At 73.9% G+C, this 12,810-nt stretch carries 12 protein-coding genes; 2 read left to right on the forward strand and 10 right to left on the reverse strand.

Going from position 1 to position 12,810, the window contains the following annotated elements:
* Positions 1–67: 67 nt before the first annotated feature.
* The 6 genes from MMF93_RS12265 to MMF93_RS12290 all read right to left on the reverse strand — a co-directional run bounded on the left by MMF93_RS12265 (position 68) and on the right by MMF93_RS12290 (position 5,754).
* Positions 68–865: an ABC transporter permease subunit gene (locus MMF93_RS12265; protein WP_242751351.1), complete on the reverse strand. Its 798-nt coding sequence runs from the start codon at positions 863–865 to the stop codon at positions 68–70.
* Positions 846–1,754, reverse strand: a complete 909-nt coding sequence (locus tag MMF93_RS12270; RefSeq protein WP_242751352.1) for a 2-aminoethylphosphonate ABC transporter permease subunit — start codon at positions 1,752–1,754, stop codon at positions 846–848. Before MMF93_RS12270 ends, MMF93_RS12265 begins: the two co-directional genes overlap by 20 nt.
* Positions 1,747–2,832, reverse strand: coding sequence for an ABC transporter ATP-binding protein (locus MMF93_RS12275; protein ID WP_242751353.1), 1,086 nt, complete (start codon positions 2,830–2,832; stop codon positions 1,747–1,749). The genes MMF93_RS12270 and MMF93_RS12275 overlap by 8 nt, the downstream gene beginning before the upstream one ends.
* A gap of 65 nt (positions 2,833–2,897) precedes the next feature.
* A complete protein-coding gene (locus MMF93_RS12280) occupies positions 2,898–3,650 on the reverse strand; it encodes a phosphonatase-like hydrolase (RefSeq protein WP_423835407.1) in 753 nt (250 codons plus the stop codon).
* Positions 3,651–3,655: 5 nt separating this feature from the next.
* On the reverse strand, positions 3,656–4,798 hold the full coding sequence (locus MMF93_RS12285) for a TIGR03364 family FAD-dependent oxidoreductase (RefSeq protein ID WP_242751354.1): 1,143 nt from the start codon (positions 4,796–4,798) through the stop codon (positions 3,656–3,658).
* 173 nt (positions 4,799–4,971) lie between these two features.
* Positions 4,972–5,754 (reverse strand): GntR family transcriptional regulator, encoded by a 783-nt coding sequence (locus tag MMF93_RS12290; RefSeq protein ID WP_242751355.1) that lies wholly within the window; start codon positions 5,752–5,754, stop codon positions 4,972–4,974.
* 103 nt (positions 5,755–5,857) lie between these two features.
* On the opposite strand from MMF93_RS12290, the gene MMF93_RS12295 reads away from it, so the two are divergent.
* Positions 5,858–6,931 (forward strand): Gfo/Idh/MocA family protein, encoded by a 1,074-nt coding sequence (locus MMF93_RS12295; RefSeq protein ID WP_242751356.1) that lies wholly within the window; start codon positions 5,858–5,860, stop codon positions 6,929–6,931.
* Between the two features lie 60 nt (positions 6,932–6,991).
* Here MMF93_RS12295 and MMF93_RS12300 read toward each other — a convergent pair whose 3' ends face one another.
* The 4 genes from MMF93_RS12300 to MMF93_RS12315 form a co-directional block, all read right to left on the reverse strand.
* Complete coding sequence (locus tag MMF93_RS12300; protein ID WP_242751357.1) at positions 6,992–7,861, reverse strand: fumarylacetoacetate hydrolase family protein; 870 nt, start codon at positions 7,859–7,861, stop codon at positions 6,992–6,994.
* Positions 7,862–7,927: 66 nt separating this feature from the next.
* On the reverse strand, positions 7,928–8,695 hold the full coding sequence (locus MMF93_RS12305) for a YidC/Oxa1 family membrane protein insertase (RefSeq protein WP_242751358.1): 768 nt from the start codon (positions 8,693–8,695) through the stop codon (positions 7,928–7,930).
* Positions 8,696–8,802: 107 nt separating this feature from the next.
* Positions 8,803–9,165 (reverse strand): DUF6412 domain-containing protein, encoded by a 363-nt coding sequence (locus tag MMF93_RS12310; protein WP_242751359.1) that lies wholly within the window; start codon positions 9,163–9,165, stop codon positions 8,803–8,805.
* A 184-nt stretch (positions 9,166–9,349) separates the two neighbouring features.
* Positions 9,350–10,879 (reverse strand): DUF445 domain-containing protein, encoded by a 1,530-nt coding sequence (locus MMF93_RS12315; protein ID WP_242751360.1) that lies wholly within the window; start codon positions 10,877–10,879, stop codon positions 9,350–9,352.
* 485 nt (positions 10,880–11,364) lie between these two features.
* Here MMF93_RS12315 and MMF93_RS12320 point away from each other — a divergent pair, with 485 nt between their 5' ends.
* Positions 11,365–12,663, forward strand: a complete 1,299-nt coding sequence (locus tag MMF93_RS12320) for an SGNH/GDSL hydrolase family protein (protein ID WP_242757507.1) — start codon at positions 11,365–11,367, stop codon at positions 12,661–12,663.
* Positions 12,664–12,810 lie beyond the last annotated feature (147 nt).

A 12,810-nucleotide genomic window follows, 5' to 3' on the forward strand; every position in this document is an offset into this window, starting at 1 on the left:
GCGCACCTTTCGAAGAGCGGAGAGACAGCGGGGCGAGGCTCGGGAGGCCGACGGGACCTGCCGGTCCTCAGCGGTAGGAGGCCCTCGTACGGATACGGGAGACGGCGAGGAGCACCAGCGAGGTGGCCGCCATCAGCACCACCGCGAGCGCGGAGCCGGTGAAGAGGGAGCCCCGGTCGGTGGCGGCGAAGATCTGCACGGGCAGCGGCATCCAGTCGGGCGGGTAGAGCATCATCGTGGCGCTCAGCTCCCCCATCGACAGGGCGAAGCACAGCCCGGCCGCCGCCGTCAGCGACGGCAGCAGCAACGGCAGCTTCACCCGCCACAGCACGTACCAGGGGCGCGCTCCCAGCGAGGCGGCAGCCTGCGCGTAGGCGGGGTCGAGCCTGGCCAGCGCCGCCGACACCGACTGGTAGGCGAACGCGGTCACCAGCACGGTGTGCGCCAGCATGACGATCCACCGGGTGCCGTTGAGCAGCACAGGCGGACGGCTGTACGCCACCAGGACGGCCAGTCCCACCACCACGGAGGGCACCGCCACCGGCAGCATGAACAGCGCGTCCATCAGGCGGCGGCCACGCCGCCCCAGGGACGCCGCCGACAGCGCCGCCCACGTGCCCACGGCCAGCGCCGCCACGCTCGCCAGCAGCGCCGTCTGCAAGGAGACGCTCAGCGCCGCGAGCGACTCGCCTCGGGTGGCCGACGCGTAGTGGACGCCCGTGGGTCCCGAGGGCAGCGCACCGCTCCAGTTCGTGGACAGCGACGCCGTGGCGATCACCAGCAGCGGCAGTGCGAACAGCGGAACGAACACCACCGCGAAGACGGCCCACACCGCCCAGCGCCCCTTACGCGTGTGCACGAGCACGGCGGCTGCTCCTTCCGGTGAGGGAGCGGTAGAGGCCGTAGAGGCCCACGGAGAGCACGACGTCGACCGTGGCGACCACGCACGCGGAGACGTAGTCGGACTCCAGGATCGCCTTGCTGTAGACCAGCATCGGCAGCGTCACCACGTCCTTGGCCCCCGTGAACAACACGATGGCGAACTCGTTCAGGCACAGCACCAGCACCAGAGCGCCGCCCGCCATCAGCGCCGGATACGCCTCGGGCAGGATCACCTGCCGGACGATCCGCGCGGGGCGCGCCCCCAGGGACGAGGCCACCTCCAGCTGGGCGGTGTCCAGCTGCGCGAACGCGGCCAGCAGGGGGCGCATCACGAACGGGGTGAAGTAGGTGACCTCCGCCAGCAGCACACCCCACGGCGTCGTCAGGAAGTGGAACGGCCCCTCCTCGGCCCCCGTCACCCCCGTCCACAGGCCGTTCGCCATCCCCACCGTGCCGTACAGGAAGAGCAGCGCGAGCGTGATCAGGAACGAGGGGAAGGAGAGGAACACGTCGATGAACCGCGCCACCGATCTGCTGCCGGGAAACGGCACGAAGGCGACGACCAGCGCGAGCGCGAACCCGATGACGACGCAGCCGAGAGTGGCTCCGAGAGCGAGGGCGACGGTCGTGGCCAACGCGTCGGTGAACGCCTCGGAGCCGAACACCTGCCGGTAGGCCGCCGTCCCGCCCGAGAAGCTCTCCCGCACCACCAGCACGAGCGGGTGGAGGAAGGAGACGGCCAGCACGGCCAGCGGCGGAAGGGCCCACAGCCAGACGCGCCCGGTGCGGGCGGACCCGCCGGGCCGCTGCGCGGCGGACCGCGCCCGAACGCGCGGCCCGGCCGGCCTGCGGGAGGCCAGGGTCTCAGTCATCGAGCAGCACCCCGTCCTCCGCCGCGAAGGACACGGCGGCACGGTCGCCGACGTGGGGCGTCGAGGCCGACTCGGGGACGTCGGCGACGACCTCGTGCCCGGCGACCTCGACGGCCACGCGGTGGGTGGCACCCCGCCACTGGACGGCTGTCGCCACGCCCCGCAGCACGTTGGCACCGCCGTCCCCGAGGACGATCCGGTGCGGGCGTACGCACAAGGTGGCGGCCGCTTCGCCGGCGCCCGGCCCCGGGGTGGCGCCCGGCCCCGGGGTGGCGACGCGCAGCTCCGTGTCGCCGAACCTGACCTTCCCCTCGCCCGCCCGGGTGACAGGCAGCAGGTTGGCCGAGCCGACGAACGACGCCGCGAAACTCCCCCGCGGCGCCCGGTAGAGCTCCCACGGAGTGCCGACCTCCTTCAGCCGCGCCCGGTCCATGACGGCGACCCGGTCGGCCAGCGTCAGCGCCTCCACCTGGTCGTGGGTGACGTACAGGACAGTGACGTCGGGCAGTTCGCGGTGGAGCCTGTCGAGTTCGGCGAGCATGCCGGAGCGCAGCCGCGCGTCCAGTGCGGAGAGCGGTTCGTCGAGCAGCAGCACTCCGGGCCGTACGGCCAGTGCGCGGGCGAGGGCGACGCGCTGCTGCTGCCCGCCGGACAGCTCGCGGGGGTAGCGGCGGGCGTACCCTCCCATACCGACCATCTCCAGCGCTTCGGCGACGCGTTCCGCCACCTGTCCGCGCGGTGTCCTCCTGGCCTTGAGCCCGAAGGCGACGTTGTCGGCGACGCGCATGTGCGGGAAGAGCGCGTACTGCTGGACGACCATGCCGACGTCCCGGGCGTGGGGCGGCAGGTCGGTCACGTCGCGGTCGCCGATCCGCACGCGTCCGCGCGCGGGGCGGACGAATCCCGCGACGGCGCGCAGGGCGGTCGTCTTGCCCGATCCCGAGGGGCCGAGGAGCGCCATCACCTCGCCGGCCTCGACCTCCAGGTCGAAGTCCTCCAGGACGGCCGTGCCGTCGTAGGCGACGGTCACCTGCTCGAAGCGGATGCCGCGTCCTCGTGCGCTGGTGTGCTCAGACACCGTGTGCTCAGCCGTCGTGTGCTCAGGCGTCGTGTGCTCAGACACCGTGTGCTCAGACACCGTGCTCAGGCATCCGGGCGCTCCAGCGAGGACAGCAGCTCGGGCAGGCGGGCGACGGAGTCCAGCACGTGGGTCGCCCCCGCCTCGCGCAGCGCCTCCGTGCCGTGCGCCCCGGTGAGCACCCCGGCCACCACGCCCGCGCCCGCGCGTACGCCGGAGCGCATGTCGTACGCCGTGTCACCGGCGACGGCGACGCGGCGCACGTCATCGGCCGCGCCGGTGCGCAGCAGCGCGGCGAGCACCAGGTCCGGGTGGGGCCGGCCACGTCCCAGCGGGCCGGTGTCGGCGGGGCACAGGGTGGCGGCGACCAGGTCGCGCCAGCCCAGCGCGGCCAGGATCGCGTCCTGGGTGGCCCGCGCGAAGCCGGTCGTCAGGGCGACGGTGCGCCCCGCGGCGCGCAGCTGTTCGATGGCCTCGCGGGCTCCGGGTACGGGGGCGCAGTGCCCGTCGGCCACCAGCCGGCCGTAGGCGTCCTCGAACGCGGCGTTGGCCTGCCGCGCCCGCTCCTCGTCGCCACCCGCCAGGTGCCGGAAGACGGAGATCTTGGACTCGCCCATGGTGGCGCGGACGTGGTCGAGCATCGCCGCGAACTGCGGCGTGCCGGGTGCGGTCCCCAGGCGTATCGCCGCCGCGCCGAACGCCTGCTCGACCAGGCCGTCGTCCGCGACGGTGGTGCCCGCCATGTCCAGCACGACGAGCGTGATGCCCGCCGCGTCCGGTGTGCCTGGCGCCCGGTCCTTCGGTGTCACTGTCGTCAACGTCCTCACCAGCCCAGCTCGTCGGCGGTCCGTTCGGCGATCGCGGGCGCGCAGGTCATGCCGCGCCCGCCGGGCCCGGTCACCAGCCACGCCGACGTCCGCTCCGGCACGGGCTGCCGCAGCACCACGCGCCCCGGCTCCGTGCACTGCGCGTACACCCCGGCCCAGCGCCTGCGCACGGGGGGCAGCGCCCGCCCCAGCAGCCGTTCGGCGACGGCCGTCAGATGCCGGTAGGGCCGCTCGTCCACGTCGAAGCCGAACGGCGTCTCGTACTCGTGGGTGTCGCCGATGGTCAGGGAGCCGTCCGCGCGCTGCACCATCAGCAGCTGCATCCGGTGCTCGGCGGCGACCGGCGGCTGCGGCTGGGCCGCGGCCAGCGCGTCGAGCGCGGCGCCGCCGTAGGCCGGGTAGTAGCGGAAACTGTCCGCGTCCGCGACCGCCGTGGTCAGCCGCTCCTCCAGTGGTTCGGTCTGCATCATCTGCAGCCGCACCCGGCGCACCGGCGGCTCGGGCAGCAGTGCGCGGACCAGGCCGCCCAGCCAGGCGCCGGTGCACAGGACGACGGCGTCCCCCTCGTGCAGGTCACCGTGGTCGTCCCGCACCGCCGCGGTGGCACCGGGCGGCAGGTCGCGGACCTCGCGCCCGCCCAGGAACGTGTAGCGGCCCGCCGCCCGCTCGCGCAGCGCCTTCGTCAGGGCGCGCTGCGCGGGGCGCGGCTCGAGCGCCGCGTCCCGCTCGCAGAACAGTCCGCCCCGCAGCGCGCTGCCCCGCAGCGCCGGGTTGAGCTCCCTGACCTCCTCGGGCGTCAGCAGCGTGGAGCCGCGCCGGGCGGCGTCGGGGCGCTGGGCGGCGGCCCGGGCTACGGCCAGTTCGGCCTCGGTGGTGACGGCCGTCAGCGAACCGCAGGCACGGAAGCCGAGCGCCGGGACCTCCTGACCGATCCGCTCCCACAGCTCCCGGGCGCGCAGCGCCGCCTCCAGCTCGGGCCCTTCCGCCCTTCCGCCGACCCACACCAGGCCGAAGTTCCGCACGGAGGCGCCGCGGGCCGCCTCCTCCCGTTCGAGGTGCACGACCTCGTGACCGCGCTGAACCGCCTGCCAGGCGTGCAGGGTCCCCAGCACGCCGGCTCCCACAACTATGACTCGCATGTCCGCGACCCTCCCGGGCCCCGATGGCCCAAGAGCGACGGCCGGGTGAACGGCCCGGCAATTCTGGTCCGGACCCGTTATGTTCTCGTGACCACGACTCGGGTGGCTCCGCGGGGACGGACAGGGCTGCCGGAGACCGCCGAACGACGTCCCCTCCAGCCGCAGCGTGAACCTCAGCCCTCCAGCCGCACCGTGAAGCTGAAGCGGTCGCCGCGGTAGAGCAGCCGGACCCGCTCCAGCGGCGCCCCCTCGTCGTCCCGCGAACGCCGGTGGATCAACAGCATCGGCAGCCCGGGCGGCGTTCCGACCAGCAGCGCCTCCCGCGGGGTCGCCAACACCGTCTCCAGCCGCTCCTCCGCCGCACCGAAGCGGATCCCCAACCCTTCCCGCAGGTACGCGTAGAAGGACGAGTCGGCCTCGAAGTCCCGCTCCAGCTCCGGCACCCGCTCGACCGCGACGTACGTGGACTCCAGGCCGACCCGCTCGTCGTCCGCGAACAGCAACCGCTCCAGATGCCAGACCGGATCCCCCTCGGCGATCCCGAGGTCGGCGGCGAGCGCGGCCGGGCAAGGGTGCCGGTCCAGGCCGACCAGCGTGCGCCCCGGCACCCGGCCCTGGCGGCGGACGCCCTCGGTGTAACTGGCCAGCGCGAGCGGCTGCGCCAGCTTCGGCCCGGCCACCACCGTGCCGCGCCCTGCCCGCCGCAACCGCCCCTCCAGCAGCAGTTCGCGCAGCGCCTGGCGGACCGTCTCCCGGGACACCTCGTGGCGCGACGCCAGTTCGCGCTCCGTGGGCAGCACGCCGCCCTCGCCCAGCTCCTCCAGCAGCGGAACCAGCCGTGCCTTGAGCCAGTAGTACTTGGGGACCCGCCCGTGCTCGGGAACACCGGCCCGCACGGGCGCGGCCCCGTCGGCGGGGATCTCGTAGGGTGCGGAGCTTTCGCGCGAGGTAGCCACCTCGGCATCCTCGCAGGGCACGCGCTCACCGCGGACGGAACGTACTCGGGCCTCGGGGCGGGCGGTGCGTGCCCGGCCGCACCCGCTTTGCAAGGGTGGGGGCATGAACCGCATGGACACCTCCCCCTCGCCGCTCCGCGTCGGCCTGCTCGGGTTCGGCCTGGCCGGCTCGGTCTTCCACGCCCCGCTGATCGCCACGACGCCGGGGCTCACGCTCGACACCGTCGTCACCTCAGACCCCGAGCGGCGCGAGCGGGCGCGGGAAGCGGGCGCCCCGGGCGGCGAAGTGCGGACGCTGCCCTCGGCCGACGACCTGTTCGCGGACCCGGACAGGCTCGACCTCGTGGTCGTCGCCACGCCGAACCGCACCCACGTGCGGCTCGCCCACCACGCGCTTGACGCGGGGCTGCCCGTCGTCGTCGACAAACCGCTGGCCCCCACCGCCGCCGAGGCCCGCGAACTGGCGGCGAAGGCCGAGGCGAAGGGGCTGCTGCTGGCCCCGTTCCAGAACCGGCGCTGGGACAACGACTTCCTCACGCTGCGCTCCCTCCTCGCCGAGGACGCGCTGGGCGAGGTCCACCGCTTCGAGTCCAGGTTCGAACGCTGGCGGCCCCGGCCCAAGGGCGGCTGGCGCGAGTCCGGTGACCCGCAGGAGGTGGGCGGCCTCCTCTACGACCTGGGCAGCCACCTCGTCGACCAGGCGCTGACCCTCTTCGGACCCGCCGCCTCCGTCTACGCGGAGGCCGACGTGCGCCGCCCGGGCGCCGAGGCGGACGACGACACCTTCATCGCCCTCACCCACGAGAGCGGCGTCCACTCCCACCTGTGGATGAGCGCCACCGCCTCCCGGCTCGGCCCCCGCTTCCGGGTGCTCGGCAGCAGGGCCGGCTACGTCAAGTACGGCCTCGACCCGCAGGAGAACGCGCTGCGCGAGGGCGCCCGCCCCGCCGAGGGCACCCCCTGGGGCGTGGAGCCCCGGGACGCGTGGGGCACGCTGGGCGCACTGGAGGACACCCGCGCGGTCCCCACCCTGGACGGCGACTACCCCGCCTTCTACGACGCGATCGCCACCGCACTGCGTGAGGGCACGCCCCCGCCCGTGACGGCGCACGAGGCGGCGGCCGCCCTCCAAGTGCTGGAGACGGCCCGCTCCTTCACCCGCGCCCGCACCGTGTGAGGCCCGGGACACGCCACGGGCCCCACGAGGAGACCGCTGCCTCACGTGGGGGCCGCCCACTCACGCCGACTTCATCACCTGGCGCTGCCGGCCCAGGCCCGCGATCTCCAGTTCGACGACGTCGCCCTCGCGCAGATACGGCTTGGGCTCCGGCTGGCCCATGGCGACGCCCGCGGGGGTGCCGGTCGAGATGACGTCGCCCGGGTACAGCGTCATGAAGTGGGAGAGGTAGCGCACCACTTCGGCGACGGGGAAGATCTGGTCGGCGGACGTGCCGTCCTGGCGCAGCTCGCCGTTGACCCACAGCCGCATCGTCAGCGCCTGTGGGTCCGGCACCTCGTCCGCCGTCACCAGCCAGGGGCCCAGCGGGTTGAACGTCTCGCAGTTCTTGCCCTTGTCCCACTGGCCGCCGCGCTCGATCTGGAAGGCGCGCTCGGACACGTCGTTGGCGATCGCGTACCCGGCCACGCAGGCCAGCGCCTCGTCGTGCGAGGCCAGGTAGCGCGCGGGCCTGCCGATGACGACGGCCAGCTCGACCTCCCAGTCGGTCTTCTCGCTGCCGCGCGGGATCAGCACCGTGTCGTCGGGCCCGACGACGGTGTCGGGCGCCTTCATGAAGACGATCGGCTCCCCGGGGATCGCGGCGCCCGTCTCCCGCGCGTGGTCGTGGAAGTTCAGCCCGATGCAGACCACCTTGCCGATCCGCGACAGCGGCGGCCCGACCCGCGCGGCCCCGGCCTCGGTACCCGCGGCCAGCTCGGGCAGCCGTCCGGCGGCAGCGGCCTCGCGGACCCGTGTGAACGCGGCCTCGTCCGCGAGCAGCCCCGCGTCGATGTCGGGGACGATCCCCGACAGGTCGCGCAGGGTGTTGTCCTCGTCCAGCAGCGCGGGGCGCTCAGTCCCCACCGATCCGACGCGCAGCAGTTTCACGTCGCTCTCCCTCCCAGGCGAATCAGCTGATCCTCCAAGAGCCCGTTCAGAACCACAAGACCGCGTTCACGTACTGGACCGTAGCCTCTGCTTCCGCTTCCTCTCTGGTCCCTCGCGCCCCTCGCGCCCGGGAACGCTCCCGACCCGCAGCGCGGCCCGCTCGCACGCGGTCCAGGTCATCGACGTCACCACGTACAGCGCGGCGGCCAGCGGCACCACCGCGACCGTGACCACGGTCCCGAACGAGAGCAGCGGCAACAGCCGCGTCAGCCCCGCAGGCTGTACGGGCGCCTCCGCCGCGCCGGCCGTTCCCGCGGTCCGGGCCGCCGCCGCCCGCCGCGTTCGCACGTACGTCCAGGCCGCCACCGCGAGCGTCAGCGCGAACAGGCCCACGTACACGAGCCCTTGTGCGCCCACCGGACCGCCGTGCCCGAGCACATCCATCCAGCGACCGCCCAGCGGAGCCCCGAGCAGGGTGTGCTCCAGCAGCGCGTCATCGGTGGTGAAGACGTGGTACATCACGAAGAACACCGGCAGTTGCAGCAGCGTCGGCAGGCATCCGGCCACCGGCGAGACGCCCTCGCGTGCGTGAAGCGCGCTCATCTCGCGCCGCAACCGGTCCGGGTCGCGGCGGTGTTCGCGCTGCAACTCGGCTGCGCGGGGGGCGAGCGCGGCGCGCCCCCGCTCACCCCGGGCCGCGGCGCGGGCCAGCGGATGGAGGGCGAGCCGCACGCAGAGGGTGCACACGACGATGGCGGCGGCGGTGGCCGAGGTACGGAAAGCGGGTTCGAGCGCGTCGGACAGGAACGCCACGACCGCGGCGAAAGAAGACATGAGGCGGGAGCCCTCCACGGGTCTCGTCGTGCCGATGGCTCACGGGGAGCCGGAACGGGATCGGCGTGACGAGCCGCACGGGTGCCGGGCGGCGGCGGGGGCTTGCCCTAACCGGGCGCGGGAGCGCCCAACTCGCCGGGCGGCGAGGCTGCCCCGGGTATGCGTGCGGCCGTCGTCGGGCGAGCGCCCGGCGCTCGGGGACGCGGCCGCCCGGCGGCGTCCGGATCGCGTTGGGGGAGGAAGGCGGTGCGCCGCTCGCGGTCGCGTATCGCCGTGCGCACCCGGCCGCGGGCCGGCGGCGCGGCGGCGCCCACTCCGGCGAGCGCGCCGCACAGCAGCGTGACGGCGGCCGTGGCGGCGACGGCCGCGAGGCCGGTGGCCAGCCCGCTGTGCGTCAGGAAGAGGCCGACGAGCAGCAGCAGGAGCACGGCCGCGTGCATGCGCCACGCGCTCAGCGTGCGGTACGCCATGTGAGCCCTCCCCCCTCGTCAACCAGCGGCCCTGGGTGCCACCTTCGACCACATTAACGGCCACCACCGACAACCGGTTCCCGCCGGTGGCCCGTCAGACCACGGCGAGCCTGTCCACCAGCAGCTCCACCCGCCGCCCGGCGTCCCCGGGGGCGGCCGGCCCACGCAGGTCAGGTCAGGGACGTCAGGCCCCCAGCACGTGGGCCGCCGTGTGGATCGCCAGGCCGGCCAGTGAGCCCACGACGGTGCCGTTGATGCGGATGAACTGCAGGTCGCGGCCGATGTGGGCCTCGATCTTGCGGGAGGTGTGCTCGGCGTCCCAGCCGGCGACGGTCTCCGAGATGAGCGAGGTGATCTCGTCCCGGTAGCTGGTCACCAGGTGGACCGCGGCGCCCTCGATCCAGCCGTCCACCTTGCCCTGGAGCCGGCCGTCGGACGCCAGGCGCTGCCCCAGCGACAGCAGGGCGGCACGGGCGCGCACCCGCAACTCGCTGCGCTCGTCCTCGGCCGCGGCCACCAGCATCGACCGTACGGCTCCCCATACGGAGGCGATCAGGTCCTGCACCTCGTCGCGGGCCAGCGTCTCGTTCTTGAGCCGTTCGACGCGGGCGCGGGTGTCGGGATCGGAGCGCAGGTCGGCGGCGAAGTCGGTGAGGAAGCGGTCGACGGCGCCGCGCGCGGGGTGGTCGGGCATGTCCCGCATTTCCGTGACGAAGCGGAGGAGTTCGCGGTAGACCCGCTCGCCGATCCTGCGGTCCACGAACCGCGGCGTCCAGCCCGGCGCCCCGCCGGCGACCGCGTCCATGACCGAGCCGCCGTGCTCGTCCAGCCACTCGGCCGCCCGCGTGCACACCAGGTCGACGACGCGGCGGTGGCCGCCGTCCGCGACGATCTTCTCCAGCATCGCGCCGAGCCCCGGCGCCACCTCCTTGGCCGTGGCGCGGCGGGTGATGGCCTCGCTGACGACGGCCTGCACGTCCGCGTCCCGCAGTACGGTGAGCGCGCCGCGCAGCGCCGTGGACAGTTCCGCCGTCACACGGTCCGCGTTCTCCGGCTGGGCGAGCCAGGACCCGAACCGGTTGCCGATACCGACGGCGCGCAGCCGGGTGCGGACGACGTCGGCGGACAGGAAGTTCTCGCCGACGAAGTCGCCGAGGCTCTGGCCCAGTTGGTCCTTCTTCGTCGGGATGATGGCGGTGTGCGGGATGGGCAACCCCATCGGGTGACGGAAGAGTGCCGTGACGGCGAACCAGTCGGCGAGCGCGCCGACCATGCCGGCCTCGGCGGCAGCCGCCACGTAGCCGGTCCACGCACCCGCGCCCGCGTGCTCGGCCCAGGTGGCCAGCGCGAAGACGGCGGCCATCAGCAGCAGGGCGCCCGTGGCGATCGTCTTCATACGGCGCACGCCACGCCGCCGCTCCTCGTCCACCGCGGTGAACCCCCCGGGCCCGCCCCCGCCGGGTCCGCCACCCGCGCCGGCGGGCCCGCGCCCGGAACCGCCGAGCCCGCCGAGTCCGCCATCGGACCCGCCACCGGACCCGCCGTCCGAGCCGTGTCCTGACCCCCCGGACGTACCGCCGGAACCATCCGACCCGCCACCGGGCTCTGCGGGCCCACCGGACTCGCCGGGCCCACCGGGTTCGCCGGGCGCGCGTGCGCCGTCCGCCGCGCCCCCGGCGCCCGGGGAGGAGCCCGGGACACCCGATCGGCTCAACGTGCCGTGTTCGCTTACCCCGGAAGCCGCGAGGCCTCCGGGGGCCTCGCCGCCTCCGGATCCTCCGGAAGCGGGACGGCCGCGTGTGACGGCTTTCACGTGGGCATCATCATGACCAAGCAACTCGCCCTCATTTGTCCGTTCCATCCGCTCCCACCGTCCCCGTGGACGCCCCTGATCACCGCCCCGCCTCCGGTCCTCGGACCGGTTCGCGGAGTGTCATTCTCCCTCGCCCGGAACCGAGTGGAACGGACGACGGCTCTGCCGCGTCTGTCTGATCGGCAGCATTGAAACAACATCAACTACGACCCGGTGCCGCGTCGCAACGACCCTCCCCCAGCGCCAGGGCGGGAGGTATCTCAGACCCCGGAGCGCACGGCCCCCGGAAGGGATCTGTGCCCCTTTCGTGGGATCATGGCACTGCCGACCGTCCGGAGCCGGGGCTCCGTCCAGTTCGAGGAGAACCAGCGCGCGTGACCAGGAACATGGGCTATGCCCTGCTCGCCGGACTTGCGGCGATCGTGGTCCTCGTGTCGACCGCGATATTCATCGGGGCGGGCAGCGGCGAAGGGGGACTGGGTGAGGACTCACCGCAGTCCCGCAACCCGGCGGCCCCGGCCTCCTCGGGCCAGTGGGTCGGCACCTGGTCCGCCGCCCCGGCCGCGGCCGAGCCGCGCAGCCGCGACGGGTTCGCGCACATGTCGATACGGAACGTGGTGCACACCGCCGTGGGCGGCACGCAGGCGCGCATCCAGCTCTCCAACCTGTTCGGCAACCGCCCGCTGACGATCTCCCACGCGACGATCGCCCTGGCCGCGGCCCCGAGCAACCCGACGGCCGCGGCGGGCAGCATGCGCCGCCTCAGCTTCGGGAACAAGCCCTCGGTCACCATCCCGGCCGGCGGCGAGGTCACCAGCGACGCGGTGCGGCTCAACGTGCCGCACGCCGCCGACCTGCTGGTCACCACGTACTCGCCCACCCCTTCGGGCCCGGTCACCTACCACCCCTACGCCCGGCAGACCAGCTACGTGGCCGGGGGCGACCGCACCGAGGACACCTCCGGCACCGCCTTCAACCAGCAGAGCCCGTACTGGCGGTACCTGACCGCCGTCGACGTGTGGAGCAACGAGACCGACGGTGCCGTCGCGGTGCTGGGGGACTCGATCACCGACGGCATCACCTCCAGCCCCGGCGCCAACCACCGCTGGACCGACTTTCTGGCCGAGCGGCTGCGCACCGAGCGGGGCGCGCCCCGGCTCAGCGTGCTGAACTCGGGCATCAGCGGCAACCGGGTCCTGGTCGACGGCAGCAAGTTCTCGCCGAACAACGGCCCGAGCGGGCTGACCCGTGTCAACCGCGACGTGCTCTCGCGTACGGGTGTGAAGGTCGTCGTCGTGGAGATGGGGCTCAACGACATCATCAAGCCGCCGCGGCAGCGTGATCCAGTCAAGATCGTGAACGGACTGCGCGACCTCGTGCGCCAGGCGCACACCCGCGGGCTGCGGGTGGTGGGCGCCACGCTGACGCCGTTCGGCGGACACCGCGGTTACACCCCGCGGATGGACGCCGTGCGCCGGGCGGTCAACGAGGAGATCAGGGCCGGCAAGGTGTTCGACGCCGTCGTCGACTTCGACGCGGCGCTGCGGGACCCCGCGCACCCCGAGCGGCTGCGCGCGGCGTACGACTCCGGTGATCACCTGCACCCGAGCGACAACGGGTACCGAGCGATGGCCCAGGCACTCGACCTGCAGACGTTGAAGGGGTCGCGGCCCGCGAAGCTGTGACGGCTGTCGGAGGTGCGACAGCCGTCGGAGGTGCGACAGCCGTCGGGGGTGCGACAGCCGTTTGCGCGGAGCACCCATAGTGGAACGCCCATCAGCGGAACGCCCATCAGCGGAACGCCCGTCAATGGTGCGCCGGCGGCCGTCGGT

It is taken from the genome of Streptomyces tubbatahanensis (genome assembly GCF_022699385.1).
In the GTDB taxonomy this organism is placed as follows: Bacteria; Actinomycetota; Actinomycetes; order Streptomycetales; family Streptomycetaceae; genus Streptomyces; species Streptomyces diacarni.